Origin of the sequence: Pseudomonas sp. LJDD11 (genome assembly GCF_024584215.1) — a bacterium.
Classification (GTDB): Bacteria; Pseudomonadota; Gammaproteobacteria; order Pseudomonadales; family Pseudomonadaceae; genus Aquipseudomonas.
Genome location: NZ_JANJFL010000021.1, coordinates 25658 through 49238, shown reverse-complemented (window position 1 = coordinate 49238; position 23581 = coordinate 25658). Strand labels below are relative to the sequence as shown.

Annotated in this window: 21 protein-coding genes; 6 read left to right on the top strand and 15 right to left on the bottom strand. The window is 61.1% G+C overall.

The window, feature by feature from the left end:
- Nucleotides 1-11: 11 nt before the first annotated feature.
- Together dnaG and rpsU are read right to left on the bottom strand one after the other, a co-directional pair.
- A complete protein-coding gene (gene dnaG / locus NRB16_RS21130) occupies nt 12-1988 on the bottom strand; it encodes a DNA primase (protein ID WP_257106852.1) in 1977 nt (658 codons plus the stop codon).
- A gap of 377 nt (nt 1989-2365) precedes the next feature.
- Nucleotides 2366-2581, bottom strand: coding sequence for a 30S ribosomal protein S21 (rpsU, locus tag NRB16_RS21125; protein WP_003255575.1), 216 nt, complete (start codon nt 2579-2581; stop codon nt 2366-2368).
- 236 nt (nt 2582-2817) lie between these two features.
- Between rpsU and tsaD the strand changes: the two genes are divergently transcribed.
- Entirely contained in the window at nt 2818-3843 is a 1026-nt protein-coding gene (gene tsaD / locus NRB16_RS21120) for a tRNA (adenosine(37)-N6)-threonylcarbamoyltransferase complex transferase subunit TsaD (protein WP_253142398.1), read from the top strand.
- A 49-nt stretch (nt 3844-3892) separates the two neighbouring features.
- Here the strand turns inward: tsaD and plsY are convergent, their stop codons facing one another.
- Nucleotides 3893-4462, bottom strand: coding sequence for a glycerol-3-phosphate 1-O-acyltransferase PlsY (plsY, locus tag NRB16_RS21115; RefSeq protein WP_257106851.1), 570 nt, complete (start codon nt 4460-4462; stop codon nt 3893-3895).
- A 74-nt stretch (nt 4463-4536) separates the two neighbouring features.
- Here plsY and folB point away from each other — a divergent pair, with 74 nt between their 5' ends.
- Together folB and folK are read left to right on the top strand one after the other, a co-directional pair.
- Nucleotides 4537-4890 (top strand): dihydroneopterin aldolase, encoded by a 354-nt coding sequence (folB, locus tag NRB16_RS21110; protein ID WP_045484303.1) that lies wholly within the window; start codon nt 4537-4539, stop codon nt 4888-4890.
- Entirely contained in the window at nt 4881-5447 is a 567-nt protein-coding gene (gene folK, locus NRB16_RS21105) for a 2-amino-4-hydroxy-6-hydroxymethyldihydropteridine diphosphokinase (protein WP_257106850.1), read from the top strand. Before folB ends, folK begins: the two co-directional genes overlap by 10 nt.
- A gap of 77 nt (nt 5448-5524) precedes the next feature.
- Here folK and NRB16_RS21100 read toward each other — a convergent pair whose 3' ends face one another.
- The 11 genes from NRB16_RS21100 to NRB16_RS21050 form a co-directional block, all read right to left on the bottom strand.
- Nucleotides 5525-6766, bottom strand: a complete 1242-nt coding sequence (locus NRB16_RS21100) for a multifunctional CCA addition/repair protein (RefSeq protein WP_257106849.1) — start codon at nt 6764-6766, stop codon at nt 5525-5527.
- Between the two features lie 131 nt (nt 6767-6897).
- Entirely contained in the window at nt 6898-8463 is a 1566-nt protein-coding gene (locus NRB16_RS21095) for a SpoVR family protein (RefSeq protein ID WP_045484293.1), read from the bottom strand.
- Nucleotides 8460-9731 carry a YeaH/YhbH family protein gene (locus NRB16_RS21090; protein ID WP_045484290.1) on the bottom strand — a complete coding sequence of 424 codons (1272 nt, stop codon included), beginning with the start codon at nt 9729-9731 and terminating at the stop codon, nt 8460-8462. The genes NRB16_RS21095 and NRB16_RS21090 overlap by 4 nt, the downstream gene beginning before the upstream one ends.
- A 154-nt stretch (nt 9732-9885) precedes the next feature.
- Entirely contained in the window at nt 9886-11808 is a 1923-nt protein-coding gene (locus NRB16_RS21085; protein WP_045484288.1) for a PrkA family serine protein kinase, read from the bottom strand.
- A 287-nt stretch (nt 11809-12095) separates the two neighbouring features.
- Nucleotides 12096-12416, bottom strand: a complete 321-nt coding sequence (glpE, locus tag NRB16_RS21080) for a thiosulfate sulfurtransferase GlpE (RefSeq protein WP_045484283.1) — start codon at nt 12414-12416, stop codon at nt 12096-12098.
- Nucleotides 12413-13303: a symmetrical bis(5'-nucleosyl)-tetraphosphatase gene (locus tag NRB16_RS21075; protein WP_045484280.1), complete on the bottom strand. Its 891-nt coding sequence runs from the start codon at nt 13301-13303 to the stop codon at nt 12413-12415. Before NRB16_RS21075 ends, glpE begins: the two co-directional genes overlap by 4 nt.
- On the bottom strand, nt 13303-13683 hold the full coding sequence (apaG, locus tag NRB16_RS21070) for a Co2+/Mg2+ efflux protein ApaG (protein ID WP_045484278.1): 381 nt from the start codon (nt 13681-13683) through the stop codon (nt 13303-13305). The genes NRB16_RS21075 and apaG overlap by 1 nt, the downstream gene beginning before the upstream one ends.
- Nucleotides 13684-14026: 343 nt before the next feature.
- On the bottom strand, nt 14027-14833 hold the full coding sequence (gene rsmA, locus NRB16_RS21065; protein ID WP_045484275.1) for a 16S rRNA (adenine(1518)-N(6)/adenine(1519)-N(6))-dimethyltransferase RsmA: 807 nt from the start codon (nt 14831-14833) through the stop codon (nt 14027-14029).
- The gene (gene pdxA / locus NRB16_RS21060; protein ID WP_253116956.1) at nt 14830-15819 is read right to left on the bottom strand and encodes a 4-hydroxythreonine-4-phosphate dehydrogenase PdxA; all 990 of its coding nucleotides are present in this window, start codon (nt 15817-15819) and stop codon (nt 14830-14832) included. The genes rsmA and pdxA overlap by 4 nt, the downstream gene beginning before the upstream one ends.
- Nucleotides 15816-17138, bottom strand: a complete 1323-nt coding sequence (locus tag NRB16_RS21055) for a peptidylprolyl isomerase (protein WP_045484269.1) — start codon at nt 17136-17138, stop codon at nt 15816-15818. The genes pdxA and NRB16_RS21055 overlap by 4 nt, the downstream gene beginning before the upstream one ends.
- Nucleotides 17119-19890, bottom strand: coding sequence for an LPS-assembly protein LptD (locus NRB16_RS21050; protein WP_253142402.1), 2772 nt, complete (start codon nt 19888-19890; stop codon nt 17119-17121). Before NRB16_RS21050 ends, NRB16_RS21055 begins: the two co-directional genes overlap by 20 nt.
- Nucleotides 19891-20018: 128 nt before the next feature.
- Here NRB16_RS21050 and NRB16_RS21045 point away from each other — a divergent pair, with 128 nt between their 5' ends.
- Genes NRB16_RS21045 through NRB16_RS21035 form a run of 3 tightly spaced genes read left to right on the top strand, consistent with a single transcriptional unit; the run spans nt 20019 to nt 22529 of the window.
- The gene (locus NRB16_RS21045; RefSeq protein WP_253142403.1) at nt 20019-21044 is read left to right on the top strand and encodes an aminoglycoside phosphotransferase family protein; all 1026 of its coding nucleotides are present in this window, start codon (nt 20019-20021) and stop codon (nt 21042-21044) included.
- A 31-nt stretch (nt 21045-21075) separates the two neighbouring features.
- On the top strand, nt 21076-21762 hold the full coding sequence (murU, locus tag NRB16_RS21040) for an N-acetylmuramate alpha-1-phosphate uridylyltransferase MurU (RefSeq protein WP_257106848.1): 687 nt from the start codon (nt 21076-21078) through the stop codon (nt 21760-21762).
- Entirely contained in the window at nt 21762-22529 is a 768-nt protein-coding gene (locus NRB16_RS21035; protein ID WP_045484255.1) for a TerB family tellurite resistance protein, read from the top strand. Before murU ends, NRB16_RS21035 begins: the two co-directional genes overlap by 1 nt.
- Nucleotides 22530-22558: 29 nt before the next feature.
- On the opposite strand, the gene NRB16_RS21030 is transcribed toward NRB16_RS21035, so the two are convergent.
- Nucleotides 22559-23554: an alpha/beta hydrolase family protein gene (locus tag NRB16_RS21030; protein ID WP_253142405.1), complete on the bottom strand. Its 996-nt coding sequence runs from the start codon at nt 23552-23554 to the stop codon at nt 22559-22561.
- Between the last annotated feature and the right edge of the window lie 27 nt (nt 23555-23581).

Genomic DNA, 23581 nt, shown 5'->3' with positions numbered 1-23581 from the left:
GAGCTAGGACCTCACGCGCCAGTTGAGGTCGGGTTTTGTGTCTGCTCTTTGCGACAAAGCAGACTCAAGAGCTGGATTTTTTCATCTGCAGTCAGCCCGGTCTGCTTTTCCTTGGTGATCAAACGGTCCAGGAGTCGCTCGCGTTGGCGGGCGGTTAACCTAGTTATAGTGTCGAAAAACTGTTGTTCAAGGTTGTCGGCCTCGATCAACCATTCCTTTTCGGCCAGTGCGCGCAGCAAACGGCCCTGTTCGGTGCCGTGCCAGCGGGCTATCAACTGTAACGACCGCAACCCCGGATTCTTTTGCCGGGCTTCGATCAAAGCGACCAGCAGCTGCGCCTGGAAATTGTCTTCATCGGCAAACCGGCTCGCATTGTCGACCTTTTCGGCCAGTTCCGGGTGGTGCAGCAAGGTGCGCAGGGCGGTCTGCATCGGTTGCTCGACCGTAACCGGCGTGCGCGGCTTGCGTTGTTCAAAGTCCTGACCCTGGCCTTTCTTGTTCCAGGGCTTGCCGTCCCATTTTTTCTGATTCTGACGACCGGCACCGCCGCCACCTCTGGGCGGCGTCCACTGCGGCTCCTGATCGTAGGCTTCATAGCTGCCCGTCGGAGCAAAGTCGGCGTAGTCAGGCATGCCGTTGTAGTCAGCATGGCTGTCATGGGCCGGCATGCTCTGCGCCGGGGCATTGTGCGCCATCTGGCTCATGGCCTCGCCGCTGAGCCCGGTAATCTCGCTAAGGCGCTGGCGCATCAGGGTGCGCAGGTTGGCGCCGGGGACTTTTTCGATCAGCGGCGCGGCCAGCGTTACCAGGTGTGCCTTGCCCTCCAGTGAGCGCGGATCGGCCTCATGGGTCAGTTGTTCGAAAAAGTAATCAGCCAGCGGTTGTGCATGCTGGTTGATCCGCGCCTTGAAGGCGTCCGTGCCTTCGGCGCGCACCAGGGTGTCCGGGTCTTCGCCTTCGGGCAGAAACAGAAAGCGTGCCTTGCGCCCGTCCTGCAGGCTCGACAGCGTCGCTTCCAGTGCGCGCCAGGCGGCATTGCGACCGGCCTGGTCGCCGTCGAAGCAAAACAATACGCTGGGCACCACGCGAAACAGCCGCTTGAGGTGTTCTTCGCTGGTGGCGGTGCCCAGCGTGGCGACGGCATTGCGCAGGCCTTGCTGGGCCAGGGCGATGACGTCCATGTAGCCCTCGACGACGATGATTTCGTCGAGGTTGCGATTGAATTTGCGCGCCTCATACAGGCCGTACAGTTCCTGGCCTTTGTGAAACACCGGGGTTTCCGGTGAGTTCAGGTACTTGGGCTTGTCGTCGCCGAGCACCCGGCCACCAAAGGCGATCACCCGACCTCGGCTGTCGCGGATCGGAAACATCACCCGGTCGCGGAAGCGGTCGTAACGCTTGCCGGTCTCGGTGTTTTCGATCAGCAGTCCTGCGTCGATCATCACCTTCTGTTGCAGGCTGTCACTGCTCAGGTGTTTGTAGAGGTTGTCCCAGCCGGGTGGGGCAAAGCCCATGCCGAAGTCGCGGGCGATTTCACCCGACAGGCCGCGGCCTTTGAGGTAATCGACGGCAGCTTTGCGCGCCGGGTGGTTTTTGAGTGCCTGGCGGTAGAACTCGGCGGCGGCTTCCAGCAACGGGTACAGCGGCGAATCGGTTGGCTGGCGCGGTTTCTGGCCGCGCACGCTCTGCTCGCGCGGCACTTCCATGCCGGCGGCCTTGGCCAGTTCTTCGACAGCCTGGGGAAAGTCCAGGTTGTCGTGGTCCATGATGAAGCCCAGCGCGTTACCGCCCGCGCCACAACCGAAGCAGTAGTAGAACTGCTTGTCGGGGCTGACGCTGAATGACGGGCTCTTTTCCTTGTGGAACGGGCAGCAGGCCACATGGTTTTTGCCGGCCTTCTTGAGTTGCACGCGCGAACTCACCACGTCGACGATATCGGTGCGGTTCAGGAGGTCGTCAATGAAACTCTGGGGAATCAACCCGGCCATGGCGTTCTCATCAGGCGAAATGCGGTGTTACAGCGCTCGTCATTGTGCGGTATGAATGACGTCAATGCACTCGGCCCTGATACGACAGGGAGCTTTGGTGAGGTGCTTTTTGAAAGATGCGCTTGAGCCGGTCCTGGTATGACCGGTTGAAACGTAGCCCCGTTGGCTTTAAGCGAGAAAAGTCGCGAGGGCATAACGTCTTTGTGCGTTGAAGCGCTTTACAGAAAAACGCATCGCACGGCCTGGAGTCAGGCTGGAAGTGCGCTGACCAAACCCGCTTGCTCAGGCAATGCCTGGTGGGTTTTGTCAGTAAACAACAACTGCCGACAGCCCGGCTTATGGCCGGGCAAGGCAGAAGCTTGCGGCGTCAGTCTGTATTAGTACAGACGAACGGCGCGGCGCTGTTCGCGCTGAACTTTCTTGGCGTGACGCTTTACGGCTGCCGCTGCTTTGCGCTTACGCTCTGCAGTTGGCTTCTCGTAGAATTCACGGCTGCGAACTTCAGCCAGAACACCGGCTTTTTCGCAGGAGCGCTTGAAACGACGCAGAGCTACGTCGAAGGGTTCGTTCTCTTTTACTTTGACGGCTGGCATCCAGAGCTACCTTCATTCATTACCGGGGGGCAACGCTTCGTGCAAACGTTGCACTGAATACGTCGGTTTTTAAGGGTTGCGGATGTTACCCCTTCGTCAGCAGGAATGCAAAGCCTCTGATCGAAAAGCACTGGTCGGCATGCGGGTCGGCGACTATGATGCGCGCCTTCTTGAGGCTGAGCGCTCAGGCTTTTGCGCGGTCTCGTCAAGTTTGCCCCCCTGAAAAGGCGCACCCCATGCTAGTACTGGGATTAGAAACTTCCTGCGATGAAACCGGCGTCGCATTATACGACAGCGAGCGCGGCCTGCTGGCCGACGCGCTATTCAGCCAGATCGACCTGCACCGGGTGTATGGCGGTGTGGTGCCCGAGCTGGCCTCGCGCGATCACGTCAAGCGCATGCTGCCGCTGATTCGTCAGGTGCTGGCCGAAGCCGACTGCGTGGCCACCGATATCGACGCCATTGCCTACACGGCCGGCCCCGGGCTGGTCGGCGCGTTGCTGGTCGGTGCGTCGTGTGCGCAAGCGCTGGCGTTTGCCTGGGACATTCCGGCGCTGGGCGTGCATCACATGGAAGGCCATCTGCTGGCACCGATGCTTGAAGCCCAGCCACCCGAGTTTCCGTTCGTTGCTTTGCTGGTTTCCGGTGGTCACACCCAACTGGTCCGGGTCGATGGCATCGGTGAATACGAACTGATGGGCGAGTCGCTGGATGACGCGGCCGGTGAAGCCTTCGACAAGACCGCCAAGATGATGGGCCTGCGCTACCCTGGCGGCCCGGAAATTGCCCATTTGGCGAGCAAGGGCGTGCCAGGGCGTTTTACTTTTCCGCGGCCGATGACCGATCGTCCGGGCCTGACGTTCAGCTTCAGCGGCCTGAAAACCTCGGCGCTCAACACCTGGCAGCAGTGCCAGGCGTCTGGCGACGACAGCGAACAAACCCGTTGCGACATCTCGCTGGCCTTCCAGCAGGCGGTGGTGGACACTTTGACCATCAAGTGCAAGCGGGCACTCAAACAGGCCGGGCTCAAGAGCCTGGTGATCGCCGGTGGTGTGAGCGCCAACAAGGCGCTGCGTACGTCGCTGGAGAGCATGCTGGGTGAGATGAACGGCCAGGTTTTCTACGCACGGCCACAGTTCTGTACGGACAACGGCGCGATGATCGCCTATGCCGGCTGCCAGCGGTTGCTGGCCGGGCAGAAGGAAGGGCTTGGGATCAGTGTTCAGGCCCGCTGGCCGATGGAGCAGTTGCCGAGCCTGTGAGCGGGCGACGTGCAGCGGTTTTGGTGCTGATCAATTTTCATACGGGCATTCAAAAATGTCGTTCGCGTCCTTCGAGCAGGTCGCGTAGATTGCCGCGATGACGCCAGACAATCAGCAGGGTCAGGACGCTGACTGGCAGCAGCACTCTGTGTTCCTGCCAGGCCAGCAGTGGCAGGGTCAGGGGCGTGGCGATCAATGCCGCCAGCGAGCTGGTGCGGGTCAGATGAAAGGTCAGTAGCCAGATGAGCGCAGCCAGCAAGGCCGCCGGCGGATACAGCCCGAGCAGCATGCCGGCGGCGGTGGCGACACCCTTGCCACCCTGAAAGCGGAAGTACAGCGGAAACAGATGCCCCAGCACCGCGCAGACACCGATCCAGGCCTGCTCGTTGTGGCTCAGGCCGCAGTAGTCGGCGATCAGCACAGGCAACAGGCCTTTGCAAAGATCGCCTGCCAGCGTCAGGATGGCGAGTTTCTTGCCGGCCAGGCGCAGCATGTTGGTTGCTCCGGCGTTGCCTGAGCCGCTGGCACGTGGGTCCGGGCTGCCAGTGAGGCGGCTGAGCAGGATGGCGAAGGACAGTGAGCCGAGCAGGTAGGCGAATATCGCCAGTAACCAAAACATGCTAACCATTCCGGGCGAGGATGCCCTGATTCTAACGGCGCATCGCGCCCTTGTCGTGCAGTGGAGAGTAGTGCTTGGACAGAGTGTTCATCGAAGGGCTGGAAGTTGACACCGTCATCGGCGCCTACGATTGGGAGCGCAGCATTCGTCAGTGCCTGCGTCTGGACTTGAGTTTCGCCTGGGATAACCGCCCGGCAGCCGAGAACGACGACCTGAGCAAGGCACTGGATTACGCCAGTGTGTCCGAGCGCATCCAGGCTTTTGCTGCGCAGAGCCAGTTCCAGTTGGTCGAGACGTTTGCCGAACGGCTGGCCGAGGTGTTGATGAGTGAGTTCAACATTCCGTGGTTGCACATCAAACTGACCAAGCCCGGCGCCGTTGCCGCCGCCAAGGGTGTGGGCGTGGAGATCGAGCGCGGATGTCGCTGACGCGGATTTTCCTGGGCCTGGGCAGCAATATCGAGCGCGAACGGCACCTGGCAGCCGGGCTTGATGCCCTGGCCGGGTTTCTTACCGACCTGAGTTGCTCGCCCGTGTTCGAAAGCCATGCGGTGGGGATCAAGAGCGGGCCGTTCTTCAATCTGGTGGTTTCGGCGCTGACTGATCTGCCTCTGATTGAACTGGACCGCCGGTTGAAATTCATCGAGGCAGATAATGGCCGTTACGCGCCTGATCGCGTCGGTTTGCCGCTGGATATCGACGTGTTGCTGTACGGTGATCTGGTCGGCAATTTCGACGGGCTGATCCTGCCGCGCGCTGAAATTCTCAAAAATGCCTTTGTCTTGTGGCCGTTGTCTTTGATCGCCCCGGAGCGTGTGCATCCGGGAGCAGGGCAGTCGTTTGCCGGTCTTTGGGCCGGCTCGCAGATCGACCAGCAATTGTGGCCGGTTGCGTTTGAATGGCGGGGGCAGGCTTTGACGCCACCGGAGCTGCTTGAGACCGCTCTGTCGCACGGTAAACACGGCGCATCGCAGGAGCCGCTTTAGCGGCGAAGCCTTCGCGGCTGAAGCCGCTCCTACGGGGGCAGATGTTTACCGCAAGAGCAGCCGGGCGGCGCTCTGTTTCAGCCCTGAAGTCCTTGCTGATACTCGGCCTTGTAGATCTTCAGCCGATCCAGCCGCGCTTCTTTCAGCGCATTGCCCAGTTCCTGGCCTTTGAGGCCTTTTTCCAGTAGCGGTTGCACCGACACGGCGCGCGCAGTTTCTGCCGCGCCGTGCAGGTAGCTGGCCTGTGGATAGTCACGCTGTTCAAAACCCAGCCGGCCACGGGCGTCCATTTCGCAAGCACGGATAAACTCTTCAAAGCGCTGCGGGCGTCGGTACACGTCGAAGCTGTGCAGCAGTTCCAGCAGGGTCGAGGGTTTGAGTTCCAGTGCCCGATGGCCATGGGTGTGGTACTGGCCGACCAGCAGCGCCAGTTCCTGGCATTCTCGCGGCGCGCGCAGGCGTTCGTTGAGCGCCTTGATCAGCGGCAGGCCACCATGTTCGTGAGCGATGTGGCGGGGCCATTCGCTTTCCGGGGTGACGCCTTTGCCCAGGTCATGCAGCAGGCAGGCCCAGCGTACGCTCAGTGGTTGCTGGTGCCGTGCGGTCTGTTGCAAAACGCTCAGTACATGCTCACCGGTGTCGATCTCGGGGTGATGTGCCTCGGGCTGCGGTACGCCAAACAAGGCTTCGACCTCTGGCATCAGTTCTTTGAGCGCGCCGCAGTCGTGCAGCACACGAATGAACACCTCGGGGTGATCCTCCATCAGGGCGCGGGAGATTTCTTTCCAGCTGCGCTCCGGCGTCAGTGCCTGAAGTTCGCCCGATTCGCTGAGCTGACGCATCAGGCCCATGGTTTCGGGCGCGATACTGAACCCATGGCCGGCGTAACGTGCCGCAAAGCGGGCGACGCGCAGCACGCGCAAGGGATCTTCGGCAAAGGCCGGGGACACATGGCGGAGTATGCGGGCTTCAAGGTCGTGCTGGCCGCCGTAGGGGTCGGTCAGGTTGCCGTCCTTGTCTTCGGCCATGGCGTTGATGGTCAGGTCGCGACGGATCAGGTCCTGTTCCAGCGTAACCTCGGGGCTGGCATGAAAGACGAAGCCGCCGTAGCCGACCCCGCTCTTGCGCTCGGTACGCGCCAGAGCATGCTCTTCACCGGTCAGGGGATGGAGGAATACCGGAAAGTCCGTGCCCACCGGGCGATAGCCCTTGATCAGCATTTCGTCGCTGGTCGCGCCGACCACGACCCAGTCGATATCGGTGACGGGTTGCCCCAGCAAGCGGTCGCGCACGGCGCCGCCGACTTTATAGATCTGCATAAGAACCTCCGTAAGCCCGACAGGATAAACCCTGTGTGGGGCTGACGGAGGTTAAAAGTGCATGACGATCTTTCTGAAACCTCCCCAAACGACCTGCTGGTTGCCTCGCTTAGGTTGTTGCAGCCGCCCTTTCAGAGGTGGTGGACCACCGCCAGATCCAGGCGCGGGTATTCGCTTTCGGCACCCTCGCCACGGGGCGGCACGTGATGGGTCTTGACCACCTGGTCGCCCTGCAGGGTTTCCAGATGCACGTCAAAGCCCCACAGGCGATGCAGGTGCTTGAGTACCTCGTCAGTGGACTCGCCCAGCGGCTTGCGGTTGTATTGCTGATGGCGCAGGGTCAGCGAGCGGTCGCCGCGTCGGTCGATGCTATAGATCTGCACATTGGGTTCGCGGTTGCCGAGGTTGTACTGCGCGGCCAGGGTTTCGCGGATGGTGCGGTAACCGTCCTCGTCATGAATGGCCGGCACCAGCAGTTCATCTTTCTGGTCGTCGTCCATGATGCTGAACAGCTTCAGGTCGCGCATGACCTTGGGTGACAGGTACTGGAGGATGAAGCTCTCGTCCTTGAAGCTGCTCATGGCGAACTTGATGGTGCTCAGCCAGTCGCCACCGGCAATGTCCGGGAACCAGCGGCGGTCTTCTTCGGTGGGGTTCTCGCAAATCCGGCGGATATCCTGAAACATCGAGAAGCCCAGGGTGTAGGGATTGATACCGCTGTAATAGGGGCTGTCAAAACCCGGCTGATAGATCACGCTGGTGTGCGATTGGAGGAACTCGAACATGAAGCCGTCGGTGACCAGGCCCTCGTCGTAGAGGTCGTTGATCAGTGTGTAGTGCCAGAAGGTCGCCCAGCCTTCGTTCATCACCTGGGTCTGGCGCTGTGGATAGAAGTACTGCGCGATCTTGCGCACGATGCGCACCACCTCACGCTGCCAAGGCTCCAGCAACGGGGCGTGTTTCTCGATGAAGTAGAGGATGTTTTCCTGCGGCTCGGCCGGGAAGCGGGCGTTGTCTGACTGGCTGTTTTTCCCTGCGTTTTTCGGGATGGTGCGCCACAGGTCGTTGATCTGCCGTTGCAGGTGTTCTTCACGGTCTTTTTGCCGGCGGCGCTCTTCCTCGGCGGAGATCGGATACGGCCGCTTGTAGCGGTCCACGCCGTAGTTCATCAGTGCGTGGCACGAGTCGATCAGGTCTTCGACGGCATCGATACCGTGGCGTTCTTCGCACTGGGTGATGTACTGCTTGGCGAACACCAGATAATCGATGATCGAGCTGGCATCGGTCCAGGTGCGAAACAGGTAGTTGCCCTTGAAGAAACTGTTATGCCCGTAGCAGGCGTGGGCCACCACCAGTGCCTGCATGCAGATGGTGTTCTCTTCCATCAGGTAGGCGATGCACGGGTCGGAGTTGATGACGATCTCGTAGGCCAGGCCCATTTGCCCGCGGGAATAGGATTTCTCGGTGCTCAGGAACTGCTTGCCGTAGGACCAGTGATGGTAGCCCAGCGGCATGCCGACCGAAGCGTAGGCGTCCATCATCTGTTCGGCAGTAATAACCTCGATCTGGTTGGGGTAGGTGTCCAGGGCGTAACGGTCGGCAATACGGCTGATTTCACGGTCGTAGGCCTGGATCAGTTCGAATGTCCACTCTGACCCCGTGGAGAGGGGCTGGCGTTTCTGATCTCTAGCGGTCATGTCACTAACCTGCGCTGGAAGAGTTCACGGAATACCGGGTAGATATCACCGGCGGAAACCAGTTGCTGTTGGGCGAAGGTGTCGGCGAACTCTTCGCCGATGCGTTCGTATTCGAACCACAGCGCCTGGTGCTCGCGCGGGGTGATCTCCACGTAGGTGTAGTACTGCACGAACGGCATGATCTGCTTGGTGAGAATTTCCCGGCAAATGGGCGAGTCGTCGTTCCAGTTGTCGCCATCGGAAGCCTGTGCGGCGTAGATGTTCCACTCGCTGGCCGGGTAGCGCTCGGCCATGATCTCCTGCATCAGTTTCAGAGCGCTGGAAACGATGGTGCCGCCGGTTTCGCGTGAATAGAAAAACTCTTCTTCGTCGACTTCCCGGGCACTGGTGTGGTGACGGATGAACACGACTTCGATCTTGTCGTAGTTACGCTTGAGAAACAGGTACAGCAGGATGAAGAAGCGCTTGGCGACGTCCTTGGTGGCCTGGGTCATGGAGCCGGATACGTCCATCAGGCAGAACATCACGGCCTTGGAGCTGGGGTTGGGTTGCTTGACCAGCAGGTTGTATTTGAGGTCAAAGGTATCCAGGTAAGGAACGCGACGAATACGGCCCTTGAGCCGTTCTATTTCTGTTTCAAGTTCCTGGATATCGCCGAAGTTGTCCGGCTCTTCCAGCTTGATTCGCTCAAGTTCGGCCTGGGCCTGCTTGAGCTTGGCGCGGCTGCTGCCGGACAGCGCAATGCGCCGCGCATGAGCCGAGCGCAGGGTGCGGATGATGTTGATGCGTGAAGGGTTGCCCTCGTTGCTGATCCCTGCACGTACGGTCTTGAAGGTGTCGGTGCCGGTGAGGTTGCGCTTGACCAGGTTGGGCAGTTCGAGGTCTTCGAACATGAACTCCAGAAACTCTTCCTGAGTGATCTGGAACACGAACTCGTCCATGCCTTCGCCGCTGTTGCTGGCCTTGCCGGCCCCTTTACCGGCGCCACCGCCTTGCGGCCGGGCGATGCGCTCGCCTGCGGTGAATTCCTTGTTGCCGGGATGCACCACGGTCTGTTTGCCGCCGCGCCCGTGGTGCAGCACTGGCTCGTCGATATCGCGGCCAGGAATGCTGATCTGTTCGCCATGTTCCATATCGGTGATGGAACGACGGCTGACGGCTTCTTCCACCGCCTTCTTGATGTGGTCACGGTAACGCCGCAGGAAACGCTGGCGGTTCACCGTGCTCTTGTTCTTGCCATTGAGGCGTCGGTCGATCACATAGCTCATACGGGCCCCTTAGGGGAGCTGCAAGCTCCAAGCTACAAGCTGCAAGTTAGACTGTCGAAACGCCGGCTTCACGCGACCATCGGTCAGTGCGTCGAACCTGTGAGGACGACGCACTGACGTGCTGGCCACTCGAAGCTTGTCGCTTGTGGCTGTCTTATTGCGATTTGCGTACGCGCAGGTACCACTCGGAGAGTAGCCGTACCTGTTTGTCGGTGTAGCCCCGCTCGACCATTCGAGTGACGAAGTCGTTGTGTTTCTGTTGGTCCTCTTTGCTGGCTTTGGCGTTGAAGCTGATGACCGGCAGCAGGTCTTCGGTGTTGGAGAACATTTTCTTCTCGATCACCACCCGCAGCTTTTCATAGCTCAGCCAGGTCGGATTCTTGCCATTGTTGTTGGCCCGCGCACGCAGGACGAAGTTGACGATTTCGTTACGGAAATCCTTCGGATTGCTGATGCCGGCCGGTTTCTCGATCTTTTCCAGTTCTTCGTTGAGGGCCACGCGATTGAGGATCTCGCCGGTTTCCGGGTCGCGATATTCCTGATCCTGAATCCAGAAGTCCGCATACAGCACGTAGCGGTCAAAGATGTTCTGCCCGTATTCGCTATAGGACTCAAGGTAGGCGGTCTGGATTTCCTTGCCGATGAACTCGATATAGCGCGGCGCCAGGTATTCCTTGATGAAGCGCAGATAACGCTCGCGGGTTTCGGCCGGGTATTGCTCCTGCTCGATCTGCTGTTCGAGCACGTACAGCAGGTGAACCGGGTTGGCGGCCACTTCATGCGGGTCGAAGTTGAACACTTTGGACAGGATCTTGAAGGCGAAACGGGTCGAAAGACCGGTCATGCCCTCATCGACACCGGCGCTGTCGCGGTACTCCTGAATCGACTTGGCCTTGGGGTCGGTGTCCTTGAGGTTTTCGCCGTCGTACACGCGCATCTTGGAGTAGATGTTGGAGTTCTCAGGCTCTTTGAGGCGCGACAGGGTGGTGAACTGCGCCAGCATCTTGAGCGTATCCGGCGCGCAGTGAGCGTTGGCCAGGGAGCTATTGATCAGCAGTTTCTCGTAGATCTTTATTTCATCGCTGACGCGCAGGCAGTACGGCACCTTGACGATGTAGATCCGGTCGATGAATGCCTCGTTGTTCTTGTTGTTACGGAAGCTGTGCCACTCCGACTCGTTGGAGTGAGCCAGCAGGGTGCCGTTGAACGGAATCGCGCCCAGACCTTCGGTGCTGTTGTAGTTACCTTCCTGGGTAGCGGTGAGCAGCGGGTGAAGGACCTTGATCGGCGCCTTGAACATCTCGACGAATTCCATCAGGCCCTGGTTGGCACGGCACAGCGCGCCCGAATAGCTGTAGGCGTCAGCGTCGTTCTGCGGGAATTCTTCAAGCTTGCGAATATCGACCTTGCCCACCAGGGCAGAGATGTCCTGGTTGTTCTCATCCCCCGGCTCGGTCTTGGCGATACCGATCTGGTTGAGAATCGAGGGGTAGAGTTTGACCACCTTGAACTGGCTGATGTCACCGCCGAATTCAGCCAGCCGTTTGGTGGCCCAGGGCGACATGATGGTGCTGAGGTAGCGACGCGGAATGCCGAAGTCCTCTTCGAGAATTTCGCCGTCCTCGGCTGCGTTGAACAGCCCCAGCGGCGACTCGAATACCGGCGAGCCCTTGATTGCATAGAAGGGCACTTTCTGCATCAGTTGTTTGAGTTTCTCGGCCAGGGACGATTTACCGCCGCCCACTGGACCCAGCAGATAGAGAATCTGTTTCTTTTCTTCCAGGCCTTGGGCGGCATGGCGGAAATACGACACGATCTGCTCGATGCACTCTTCCATTCCGTGGAAGTCGGCGAAGGCCGGGTAACGTCTGATGACCTTGTTGGAGAACACCCTCGACAGCCGCGAATTGGTGGAGGTGTCCACCAGTTCAGGTTCCCCAATGGCCATCAGCAGTCGCTCTGCTGCCGAAGCATAGGCGCTGCGATCCCGTTTGCAGAGCTCAAGGTACTCCTGTAATGAGAGCTCTTCCTGCCGTGTGGTTTCGAAGCGTTGTTGGAAGTGGCTAAAAATACTCATGACGTCACCTCGCTCGATACGTTGAGCCGGCGGCGGATCGTCAGTCGATGCTGGCGGCAGCTGAGTCTCCAGATGCCGTTACCCCCCAGAACACCATAAAAGTAACTACCGATGACCCACGCGCCGGTGTACCGGCTCTCCCCGGATTACGGATGGCCTGAGGGTAAGGATAGTTGGATTTCGCAAAGGTACAGGAGCGATATGCTCACAGGGCCCTCAACCGTTCGTCGGTTTCGGGCCCCAGCCCGCGCAGAATGCGGGGTGAGCCTTATGAAATTTTTTTTCAGTCAGCCTTGCGCGGTTTCGCCCGGATAGGTGCTGCGCCACAGTTCGAAACCGCCGTCCAGGCTGTAGACGTCCGAGAAGCCCTGGCTGACCAGATAGGCCGCTGCACTCTGGCTGGAGTTGCCGTGGTAGCAGACCACGATCACTGGCTGGTCGAGGTCGGCCTTGGCAATGAAGTCGGCCAGCGAGTGGTTGTCCAGATGCCGGGAGCCGGCGATATGGTTGCTGGCGAAGGTTTGCGGGTCGCGGATGTCGACCAGTGCCGCGCCCTGTTCGCGCAGGCCCTGGGCCTGCTCGGGGGCGATACGTTTGAATTCTGTCATGTCGGAGGCTCCTGGGCGTTGATGAGGCGGGCGGGTGTCGGCGTGATCGGGTTGGGGGCGACCGCCCGGCCATTATGATCGCAATCGCAGCGGTGGCGCGCCAGCGTGTCGAGGTTGAGCAAGGTCATGCTGCCGCCCCACACGCAGCCGCTGTCCAGAGCAAAGACGCCAGGCTCGTCGCAGCGGCCTTCGAGTGCCGCCCAGTGGCCGAAAACGATCTTCACCTCACGGGTCTTGCGTTGCTTGTGGCTGAACCAGGGCGCGTAGCCGGGCATCGCGGTGTCGATGCCTTCCTTGCCCTTGAGGTCGAGCTTGCCCTCGCTGGTGCAGAAGCGCATGCGGGTAAAGTAATTGGTGATGACCCGCAGGCGCGTGGTGCCCTCCAGGTCGTTGTCCCATTTGGCCGGCTCATTGCCGTACATATGCGCCAGAAACGGTTCGTACTGCTTGTCGTCGCGCAGCGCCTGTTCGACTTCGGCGGCCAGCCGGAGGGCTTTTTTCAGTGACCACTGTGGCGGGATGCCGGCATGGGCCATGGCGATATTACGCTCGGCGTCATAGTGCAGCAGCTTCTGGCGGCGCAGCCAGTCGAGCAGCATCTGGCCGTCGGGTGCGTCGAGAATTTCGCTCAGGGTATCGGACTTTTTCAGACGTTCGGTCCTGCGCGACACGGCCAGCAGGTGCAAGTCGTGATTGCCCAGCACGCAGGTCACTGAGTCGCGCATGGCGTACAGGTAGCGCAGGGTTTCCAGTGACTGCGGGCCGCGGTTGACCAGGTCGCCGACCAGCCAGAGATTGTCCTGGCCAGGCGTGAAGCGGACTTCTTCAAGCAGGCACTTGAGCGGCTCAAGGCAACCTTGCAGGTCGCCGACAGCATACACCGCCATCAGTGCAGGGCGCCCGGCACGGCCAGGCGGAACGGGACGATCACGGCATCGAAGCGCTTGCCGTCCTCGGCGAGCATCTGGTAACTGCCTTGCATGTTGCCCACCTTGGCCGGCATCACGGTGCCGCTGCTGTAGGTGTGGCTCTGTCCGGGCTGGATCAATGGTTGCTGACCGACCACGCCGTCGCCGCGTACTTCTTCGACATTGCCGTCACCATCGGTAATGATCCAGTGGCGTGACAGCAGCTTGGCTGGCAGCAGGCCATTGTTGTGGACGGTGATGGTGTAGGCAAAGGCGAAGCGGCTCTGCTCGGGATTCGATTGTTCAGCGAGGTAGCGGGTTACGACGCTTACATCAATCTGGTAGCGAGGGTCGGACATGCAGTGGGCCTTGAATGCAAAGGGCGGAAAACTCAAGCACTGGCTCAGTTTAGGGTCTGTTGCCATCCCATCACAACCGCGCCGAGGCCTGTTTTGTTGGCCAGTATAGGCGCCACTCTGTTGGAGTGCGTGTAACAAAACAGCCACGGCCCTACGGGTTGCGCGCCAAATCGCGCCATGCTTCGTCGAAGGACTTGAAAAGGGAGCGACCATTTCCTGCGTCCTTCGCCTCGCCTGACACGATTTGGCGCTGCAACGCGGCCTGCGCTGAAACGGCAACAGACCCTACGCCATGTACGGAGAAAGTCATCGGCAGCGATGCTCCCCGTACCGGTCTTTGGGGTCAGTGCGCCTGGCTTTTTTCGCTGAGCTGGTCAGCCAGACGGACGAACGCCGCCAGGTCGAGCTGCTCGGGACGCAGGCTGCCGTCTACGCCTGCGGCCTCGATGTCTTCGCTGCTGAGCAGCAGTTTGAGGGTGTTGCGCAGGGTCTTGCGGCGCTGGTTGAAGGCTTCGCGGACGATGCGTTCGAGCAGGCGGTGATCCTTGGCAGGGTGCGGCAGGGTTTCGTGCGGGACCAGCCGTACGATGGCCGAGTCGACCTTGGGCGGCGGGTTGAACGCGCCGGGGCCGACGTTAAACAGGTGTTCGACGCGGCAATGGTACTGGACCATGATCGACAGGCGACCCCAATCACCACCGCCAGGGCCGGCGGCCAGACGCTCGACGACTTCTTTCTGCAACATGAAGTGCATGTCGCGGATCAGCGCCGAATTGTCCAGCAGGTGGAAAATCAGCGGTGTCGAGATGTTGTATGGCAGGTTGCCGACCACTCGCAGGCTGTGCGGCGTCGCGCCCAGGCTGTTGAAGTCGAACTTCAGTGCATCGCCCTGATGCAGGTTGAAGTTGGTCTTGCCGGCGAACTGATGATTGAGGATCGGGATCAGGTCCTTGTCCAGCTCAATCACGTCAAGCTGTGCCCCGCTGCCCAGCAGGCCTTCGGTCAATGCACCCTGGCCAGGGCCGATTTCCAGCAGGCGGTCTTCAGGGCGGGCACGGATGGCGCGCAGGATACGGTCGATAACTCCGGCGTCGTGCAGGAAGTTCTGGCCAAAGCGCTTGCGCGCCCGGTGTTGGTATTGCTCGGTCATGAATGGGTCTCGGCCATCTGGTAGGCGGTTTGCAGAGCCACGAACAGGCTGCCGGTGTCGATCCGGCCGGTGCCGGCCAGATCCAGTGCGGTGCCGTGATCGACCGAGGTGCGGACGATCGGCAGGCCCAGGGTCACGTTGACCGCAGCGCCGAAGCCTTTGTACTTGAGGACCGGCAAGCCCTGATCGTGATACATCGCCAGCACCGCGTCGCAGTGCTCCAGATATTTGGGGGTAAACAGGGTATCGGCCGGAAGCGGGCCGCGCAGGTCGAAGCCCTCGTTGCGCAGGCGCTCCAGCGTAGGTTCAATGATGTCGATTTCTTCGCGCCCCAGGTGCCCGCCCTCGCCAGCGTGGGGGTTGAGGCCGCAGACCAGGATGCGCGGTGTGCTGATGCCGAACTTGCCGACCAGATCGTTGTGCAGGATGCGGGTCACGCGCTCCAGGCGCTCTGCCGTGATGGCGTCGGCCACCTCGCGCAGAGGCAGGTGAGTGGTGACCAGCGCGACACGCAGATCGCCGGTCGCCAGCATCATCACCACTTGTTCGGTGTGGGTCAGTTCTGCAAGAAACTCGGTGTGCCCGGAAAAGGCGATACCGCCTTCGTTGATCACGCCCTTGTGCACGGGGGCGGTGATCATGCCGGCGAAATGGCCGTCGAGGCAGCCTTGCGCGGCACGGGTCAGGGTCTGCAGGACGAACGCGGCATTGGCCTTGTCGAGCTGGCCGGTGCGCACCGGTGCCGCCAGTGGTGTGTCCCAGACATACAGGCTGCCAGCAGGCGCGGGCGTGTCAGGAAAGGCGTCAGCGCTGACCGGCAGCAGCTCAACGGCCAGCCCCAGTTGCGCGGCCCGCTCAAGGAGCAGGTCGCGGCTGGTGATGGCGATCACAGGGTGTGGCTGGGGCTGCGCGGCGATCAGCAGGCAAAGGTCAGGACCAATGCCGGCCGGCTCGCCGGGCGTCAGGGCGAAGCGGCGTGGCTTCACTGAGTGGCCTGGGCAGCGCCAGGAAGTTTGATTTCCACGTAGGCTTCGTCGCGGATCTGACGCAGCCAGGTTTGCAGCTCTTCATCGTACTTGCGGTTGCGCAGGGCATTGAGTGCCTGCTGCTCGCGGGCCTGGCTGGTGGCGTCAGTCGAGCGACGTCCCAGCACTTCCAGTACGTGCCAGCCATAGGCGGTCTTGAACGGTTTGGACAGCACGCCTTGCGGCGTCTCGTTCATGACCTGGCGGAACTCTGGAACCAGCGAGTTGGGGTCGACCCAGTTCAGGTCGCCGCCGTTGAGCGCCGAGCCAGGGTCTTCCGAGAAGCTTTTTGCCAGCTCTGCGAAGTCTTCACCGGCCTCGATACGGTCATACAGCTTGCCGGCCAGACGACGGGTTTCGGCTTCGCTGCGGATTTCGCTTGGCTTGATCAGGATGTGGCGAACGCGGACTTCGTCACGCAGTTGCACCTGGCCTTCACCGCCACGCTTGTCGAGCAGCTTGAGGATGATGAAGCCGCCGGGGGTCCGCGCAGGCGGCGTGATCTCGCCGGGTTTCATCGAGCTGAGCATGTCGCCGAACGGCGGCGGCAATTGAGCAGCTTTACGCCAGCCCATGTCACCGCCGTCCAGGGCGTTTTCGGTTGCCGAGCGAGCAATGGCCAACTGGGCGAAGTCTGCGCCTTTCTGCAGTTGTGCGTAGATGTCCTGGGCCTGCCGGGCCGCTGCCTGGATATCGGCAGAGGAAGCACTGTCAGAGGTGGCGATCAGGATATTGGCCAAGTGCAGGTCTTCAGACATTTGCGCCTTGCCCAGGTCCGAGGCGAGGAAGTTCTTCACTTCCTGTTCCGAGACCTGGATACGCTCGGCGACCCGGCGCTGACGCACGCGGCTGATGATCATCTCGCGGCGGATCTGTTCACGGGCATCATTGTACGACAGGCCATCGTGGGCCAGCGCAGCACGGAACTGTTCGATGCTCATGCCGTTGCGCTGGGCGATGGTCTCGACTGCCGAGTTGAGTTCTTCGTCGCTGATGCGAATGCCGGCGCGATCACCCATCTGCAGTTGCAGGTTTTCCAGAATCAGACGGTCGAGGGCCTGTGGCTGCAGCGCTTCGGCAGGCGGTGTGCCACCACCGCGCTTGGCGATGGTTTGCTGGACTTCGCGCACGCGCTGGTCGAGCTGGCTTTTCATGATGACGTCGTTATCGACGATGGCCACTACGCTGTCGAGCGGTTGGACGGCCGCATGGGCCGCACCGCTCAGCAGCAGGGCGCCCAGCATCAGCGGGCGCAGGCAGTTACAGAGCTTTGTCTTCACGTTCACGATAACCTTGAATGCCGTTGTTCAGGAAGCTCTCGACCTTGGCGCCTGTGACGCCACCGAGGCCCTTCAACACAATTTGCAGGAACACGCCGCGGTCGCCTTTCTCGTTCTGAGGGGCTTCCTGGCTGTATTCGTCGTAGTCGACCCAGTAGCGGCTGACCAGACGCAGCTTCCAGCAGCAGCTGTCATATTCGAAGCCGCCGAAGGCTTCCAGGGTGCGGTCACGGTTGTAGTCATACTGCCAGCGGCTGATCAGGCTCCACTGCGGCACGATTGGCCAGATGACCGAGAAATCGTGCTGCTGGATCTTGTAGTAGTCCTTCACATAGCCAGGGGTGCCCGGTGTGCCATAGTCACCGCCGCCCACGCTCCAGCGACCGGTGGTCTGGTCGTAGCGCACCAGGTCATTACGGTAGCGGTAGCCGGCGTTGATGATCTTGCCCGGGTTGTCTTCAGGCTGGTAATGGAACATCGCGCTGCCCGAACGGGTGCTGCGGCTGTCTGGGTCCCAGTTGAAGTCGGACGAGAAGCGCCAGTCGCGGTTGAAGCGGAACTCGTATTCCAGGGCATAAGGCGAAACGTTGGCCTGGGCGTCGTCGCGGTCGGCGAACACCACGCCTGGCAGTTGCACCTTGCGGTCGCGGAAATACAAGGCCTGGCCGATGCTGAAGCGTTGGCGCTCGAAGCCGTTGTCTTCGATCCAGCGGTTGGTCACGCCCAGCGACAGCTTGTTCTCGTCACCGATGCGGTCGGCGCCGACGAAGCGGTTATCGCGGAACAGCGAGCTGTAGTTGAAGGTGGTTTCAGCCGTGTCGAACACCGGAATGTCGGTCTGGTCCTTCTCTGGTACGTAGAGATAGAACAGGCGAGGTTCGAGGGTCTGACGGTAGTCCTTGCCGAACAGCTGGGTGTCGCGGTCGAAGTACAGGCCGCTGTCGACGCTGAACACCGGAACGCTGCGGTTCTGGCTGCTGCTGTACTGCTCGTCGGCCAGCAGGCTGTTCTGGCCACGGTTGTCGAGGTCCAGGTCGTACTGGGTGTAGACGTACTTGAGCTTGGGCGTGACGAAGCCCCAGGTCCAGTTCAGCGGCAGGCTGACCGATGGTGCCAGGTTCAGACGGTCGCCGTTGGCGCGCGCCAGGCCTGTGACGTTGTTGTCCAGGCGCGGGCTGGCATTGCCGTTCTCGTCGATGAAGCTGCCGTTGCGCAGGTCACGCTCGAAGCGTACCAGCTCGGTTTGATAGTCGAACTGCAGGCCGCCCGGGTTGTACGGCAGGGTGCCGTTCAGGGTCAGCTGTGGCAGACGGTTGTAAGGCGTGATGTTGGCCACGGTGGCCAGCTTGTAGGCCTGTGCGTTGAGTTGCGCGGTGTAGCTGTCGCCGCGGTAGGTCAACACGCCTTGCTGGTTGATGTAGTCGGTTTTCGACACGCCAATCTGATCGGTCTGCAGGTCCTGGAAGTAGTACGGATCGCTGATGTCGGTGTAGTCGACCTTGGTCATCCAGCGCGAATCCAGACCCCCCTTGTGCTGCCAGTTGATCATCCAGCGGGTCTTGTCGTAGTCGGTCTGCAGCTTGCGTTCGTCTTCTTCGTCGTTGAGCCAGGCACCGCCGAACTGACCTTCGCTGCTCTTGGTCAGGTAACGGAATTCGCCTTCCATCAACAGGCCACGCTTGCTCATGTAACGTGGGTACAACGTGGCGTCGTAGTTTGGCGCCAGGTTGAAGTAGTACGGCGTAACCAGCATGAAGCCGGTGTCGCTGCCGGTGCCGATGGTCGGCGGCAGGAAACCGGACTGGCGACGATCGTCAATCGGGAAGTAGATATACGGTGTGTAGAGGACCGGTATGTCTTTTACCCGCAGGGTGACGTTGGTCGCGGTGCCGAAACCGGTGGCCGGGTTCAGCGTGATGTTATTGCCCTTGAGCGTCCAGGCATTGCTGCCCGGTTCGCAGGAGGTATAGGTACCGTCCTTGAGGCGAATGATGGCGTTCTCGGAGCGCTTGGCGTACTGCGCATTACCGCGGATGTGCGAGTCGTGCAGGACGTATTCGGCGTTGTCGACCTGGGCTTCACCGGTGTCGAGTTGCAACTCGGCACGGTCACCGACGATCAGCGCGCCTTTGTCGCGCAGGCGTACGTTGCCGGTCAGCTCGCCACGGTTTTCAGCCTGGTGCAGAGCGGCCTCCTGGGCCTCGATCTGCATGCTGCCCTGGCGCATGACCACGTCACCGGCCAGCGAGGCGATCTGCTCTTGCTGCTGGTAGCGCGAAGCCTTGGCACCGATGAAGGTCGGCGCCTCGTTCTTTGGCGTGGTGTCGTCCATGCCCGGGCGCAGCGGCTCGACATAGGCACCGGCACAATAAGGCGCGGTTTCGGCCAGCTGCGCAGGTGTCAGCTTCTCGCGCGGTACCCAGTCAAGGTGGCTGTAGTCGGCACTGCGCGACTTCAGGCCTTTGCCTTTGGCTTGGGTAACCTGTTGGGCGGCGGGCTCTGCTGTCGAGGCGCTGTCGGACACAACGGTGCCGCTGCCGGCGCTGACGGCCGTGGCGGTGTGTGCAGGACGGGGCGGCAATGGCGCAGCGCTGGATTTCGGCGCGCAGTTCCAGGCTCCCGAAGCGGACACCGAACAGTCATACTGGTCGGCGGCAACCACGGAGGTGGAAACCAGAGGTTGCATCGCCAGCAGACTGCCGGTTACCAGCAACGGAAATTTTTTACGAAACGCGGGGGATTTCAATGCCATCTTATTAGTCCGGGCTTCCTGCGCGCCATCTGCCCGCGTGGGGCCGCACGCCTTTCGATGGGCTGAAAAAGATCCCGGATGATAAAGCATGACCCGCTTGACGGCTAGCGCCGTCGGAGACCCTTGTAATGCCAGATCAAGATATACGTCTGCAAAAGCTCAAAGTTTGGCTCGATGAACAGTTACCGCTGCTGTTTCAGCGTCATGGTTGGGGCGATGTTCCTGCGGCGAGCCTGACCGCAGCCAGCAGTGACGCCAGTTTTCGCCGTTATTTCCGCTGGCAGGCTGGCGACCGCACGCTGATCGTGATGGACGCGCCGCCGCCGCAGGAAAACTGTCGGCCGTTCGTTGATATCGCGCAACTGTTGGCAACTTCCGGTATCAACGTGCCGGTTATCCATGCCCAGGATCTGGAGCAGGGGTTTCTGTTGCTCAACGATCTGGGCCGGCAGACCTACCTGGATGTGATCAACGAACACAACGCCGATGAGCTGTTCGATGACGCCATCGCTGCCTTGCTCGCCTTCCAGCAACTGCCGATGGACGCGCCGCTGCCCAGCTATGATGTGGCGCTGTTGCGCCGCGAGCTGGAGCTGTTCCCGGAGTGGTATGTAAAGCACCATCTGGGTATCGAGTTCAGCACGGCGCAGCAGGCAGCCTGGCAACGCGTCAGTACCCTGTTGATTGACAGCGCGCTGGCCCAGCCCAAGGTCCTGGTGCATCGTGATTTCATGCCGCGTAACCTGATGCTCAGCGCGCCTAACCCCGGCGTGCTGGACTTTCAGGATGCGGTCTACGGCCCGGTGACTTATGACGTCACCTGTCTGTTCAAGGATGCCTTCCTGAGCTGGCCTGAGGAGCGTGTGGCTGGCTGGTTGCAGCAGTATTGGGACAAGGCTCGTGAAGCGGGTATTGCAGTGCAGTCCGAATTTGCCGAGTTTCAGCGCGCCAGCGACCTGATGGGCGTGCAGCGGCACCTGAAGGTCATCGGTATTTTTGCCCGAATCTGCCATCGCGATGGCAAACCGCGTTACCTGAGCGACGTTGCGCGCTTCTTCTCTTATATAGAGGCGGTGCTGGCCAGACGGCCGGAGCTGAGCGAACTGGGGCAACTACTGGCTGAGCTGCGTCAACCTGGCGAAGCGCCGGCCTGAGCATTTCTGGCTGATCATTGAAGAGGGCCTGATGAAAGCGATGATTCTCGCCGCCGGTAAAGGCGAGCGAATGCGTCCATTGACACTGACCACCCCCAAGCCGCTGGTGCGTGCTGCCGGGGTGCCGTTGATTGAGTATCACTTGAAGGCGCTGCATGCAGCGGGCATCCGTGAGGTGGTGATCAACCATGCCTGGCTGGGGCAGCAGATCGAGGATTACCTGGGCGACGGCCAGCGTTATGGCTTGAGCATTGGCTACTCCCCGGAAGGCGAGCCGCTGGAAACCGGAGGTGGAATCTTCCGGGCCTTGCCGTTGCTGGGCAATGAGCCTTTCGTGGTGGTCAATGGTGATGTCTGGACCGATTACGACTTCAGCCAATTGCACCGCAAGATCGACGGCCTGGCGCATCTGGTGATGATCGACAATCCGCCGCACCACCCTGATGGCGACTTTTCCTTGCTGGGTGACCGGTTGGCTGAAGAGCATTCAGGTGATGAGCGCACCGATGCCCGGCGCCTGACCTACAGCGGTATCTCTATTATTGACCCGGCGCTGTTTGCCGGTTGTCAGGCGGGTGCCTTCAAACTTGCCCCGCTGCTTCGCGAGGCGATGCGTGCCGGTCGGGTGACTGGCGAGCATTTCCAGGGGCGCTGGGTGGATGTCGGCACCCTTGAGCGGCTGGCAGAAGTCGAGCAACTGCTGGCAGGCAACGCCTGATGCTGTGGCCGGGCACAATTATCGGTGCGGGCGCGGGCTATGCGCTGGCCAACATTCCGGGCGCCTTGTTGGGCGCGTTGCTGGGGCAGGTCATTGATCGGCGCCTGAAGCTGCGCAACTGGGCGTATTTGCGTGAGCGGCTGGGTGGCCGGGCGGCGATTCATGACGCTGACTTGCTGTTCGTACTGCTGGGTCGCCTGGCCAAGAGCGAGGGCCGGGTGGTGCCCAGCCATATCCATCAGGCACGCAATGAGATGGACCGGCTGCGCTTCAACGAGGCCGAGCGCTTGCGAGCCATTGAGGCCTTCAATCGGGGCCGCGATGGCAAGGAAGGGTTGCGCGGTTATCTGCGTAGCCTGCGCAGCGAGCCGGAAACCGGCGAGGCGTTGTTGCGCGCCTGTTGGCGCATGGCCTGGGCGGACGGCAAGGTGGCGCGCATCGAGCAGGAAATGATCGCGGCCTGGGGGCAATGGCTGGGCTGGTCACCGGTACGGATGCAGAGCCTGGCGGCCGAGTACGACCCGATGAAGCGTAACCGGGTCAGTGCCAGTGACGAGTATCAGCAGGCGCTGACGTTACTGGGGGTAGATGCTGATGCTGACCAGAAAAGCGTCAAACGAGCTTATCGACGTCTGCTCAGCCGCCATCATCCGGACAAGCTTGAAGGCGCCGGGGCCAGTTCCATGAGGGTCCGGGAAGCCACGGAAAAGACCCGCGAATTGCACAGCGCCTATGCCTTGATCAAGACACGGCGCGGTTTCCGTTAGGGTCGCGCCGCGTTCATCAGCGGGGCCGGTTACTCGGCCTGCACCCAGCCGCGGACCCGGCGGAACACCTGTTCCTGTTCGGCCTCGGAAATACCCGCCATATTGACCAGATTAATCTGAGTAAAGCCTGGCCCCTTGCTGCGCTTGCTGACTTGCAGGCGCTCTTCGGCGGCGCGCGAGGGCTGGTTCTTGTAGACGAAATCGGCGGTTTTGACCTTCAGGGTCGGGATGATTTCCGGCAACGAGAGCGTTGCATTGACAGGCTCCCGGGCGGCGATCATGACCAGTTTGTGCACTTGCGCGGTGGAGCGCTCGTTGACGAAGCGAGCGGCCCAGTAGGCGCCGCTGCCGTGGCCGAGCAGGATAATCTGGCGGGCCTGGTGTTGCTGGGCGAAGGCAATTGCGCTGTCGATGCGTGCCAGCACGCGTTCGGCTTCAGCCTCCGCGAGCGCTTTTGCCGCTGCAGCCAGTGCGTCTTGCGCCTGTTGGCGTGCCTGCTCACTGTCGGCTTCGGTTGCTGGCTGGGCAGCTTCCTTGGCCGGTTGCTTGGCAGCCTCTTTGGCCGGTTCAGCAGATCCCGGTTGCGCGGCGTCGGCCGCTTGTGGCTCGCGGGCCTGCAAGGCCGGGTCCTGGATGTCAGGCATCGCCAGGCTCAGGCTGGCCCAGCCGACATCGGGGAATTTGCGCCGCATGGGGCCGATCACATCCGGCCAGTCCGGCGACTCGTCGGCGCCCGGGACGATGATCACCATACCTTGCGGGTCGTCGCTATTGGCCGGCTTCCACAGGGCCAGAAAGGTGGTATCGCCGGCCTGCAGTTGTTGCAGGTCCTGACGCGGCAACTGACGCTCCAGGGCTTGGGCTTCTTCTTGCTCGCGCGGCAGCGGGGCCGGCCGCTCGGCAGCCGTCTCGGCCGGCGCGGTTTCGCTGGCTGGCGCGGGGTCGGCAGCCATCGCGGGCATGATGTGCGTCAGGTTCAGTGACAGCAACAGCGCAGGAAACATTGCGCGAAGGAGGTAGGGCATTGAATATTCCAGGCCAGTATCAAATGC

Bases quoted from the DNA above. Each gene is read 5' to 3' on its own strand.
- dnaG (WP_257106852.1), bottom strand. From the start codon at position 1,988: ATGGCCGGGTTGATTCCCCAGAGTTTCATTGACGACCTCCTGAACCGC.
- rpsU (WP_003255575.1), bottom strand. From the start codon at position 2,581: ATGCCAGCCGTCAAAGTAAAAGAGAACGAACCCTTCGACGTAGCTCTG.
- tsaD (WP_253142398.1), top strand. From the start codon at position 2,818: ATGCTAGTACTGGGATTAGAAACTTCCTGCGATGAAACCGGCGTCGCA.
- plsY (WP_257106851.1), bottom strand. From the start codon at position 4,462: ATGTTTTGGTTACTGGCGATATTCGCCTACCTGCTCGGCTCACTGTCC.
- folK (WP_257106850.1), top strand. From the start codon at position 4,881: ATGTCGCTGACGCGGATTTTCCTGGGCCTGGGCAGCAATATCGAGCGC.
- NRB16_RS21100 (WP_257106849.1), bottom strand. From the start codon at position 6,766: ATGCAGATCTATAAAGTCGGCGGCGCCGTGCGCGACCGCTTGCTGGGG.
- NRB16_RS21095 (WP_045484293.1), bottom strand. From the start codon at position 8,463: ATGACCGCTAGAGATCAGAAACGCCAGCCCCTCTCCACGGGGTCAGAG.
- NRB16_RS21090 (WP_045484290.1), bottom strand. From the start codon at position 9,731: ATGAGCTATGTGATCGACCGACGCCTCAATGGCAAGAACAAGAGCACG.
- NRB16_RS21085 (WP_045484288.1), bottom strand. From the start codon at position 11,808: ATGAGTATTTTTAGCCACTTCCAACAACGCTTCGAAACCACACGGCAG.
- glpE (WP_045484283.1), bottom strand. From the start codon at position 12,416: ATGACAGAATTCAAACGTATCGCCCCCGAGCAGGCCCAGGGCCTGCGC.
- NRB16_RS21075 (WP_045484280.1), bottom strand. From the start codon at position 13,303: ATGGCGGTGTATGCTGTCGGCGACCTGCAAGGTTGCCTTGAGCCGCTC.
- apaG (WP_045484278.1), bottom strand. From the start codon at position 13,683: ATGTCCGACCCTCGCTACCAGATTGATGTAAGCGTCGTAACCCGCTAC.
- rsmA (WP_045484275.1), bottom strand. From the start codon at position 14,833: ATGACCGAGCAATACCAACACCGGGCGCGCAAGCGCTTTGGCCAGAAC.
- NRB16_RS21050 (WP_253142402.1), bottom strand. From the start codon at position 19,890: ATGGCATTGAAATCCCCCGCGTTTCGTAAAAAATTTCCGTTGCTGGTA.
- NRB16_RS21045 (WP_253142403.1), top strand. From the start codon at position 20,019: ATGCCAGATCAAGATATACGTCTGCAAAAGCTCAAAGTTTGGCTCGAT.
- murU (WP_257106848.1), top strand. From the start codon at position 21,076: ATGAAAGCGATGATTCTCGCCGCCGGTAAAGGCGAGCGAATGCGTCCA.
- NRB16_RS21035 (WP_045484255.1), top strand. From the start codon at position 21,762: ATGCTGTGGCCGGGCACAATTATCGGTGCGGGCGCGGGCTATGCGCTG.
- NRB16_RS21030 (WP_253142405.1), bottom strand. From the start codon at position 23,554: ATGCCCTACCTCCTTCGCGCAATGTTTCCTGCGCTGTTGCTGTCACTG.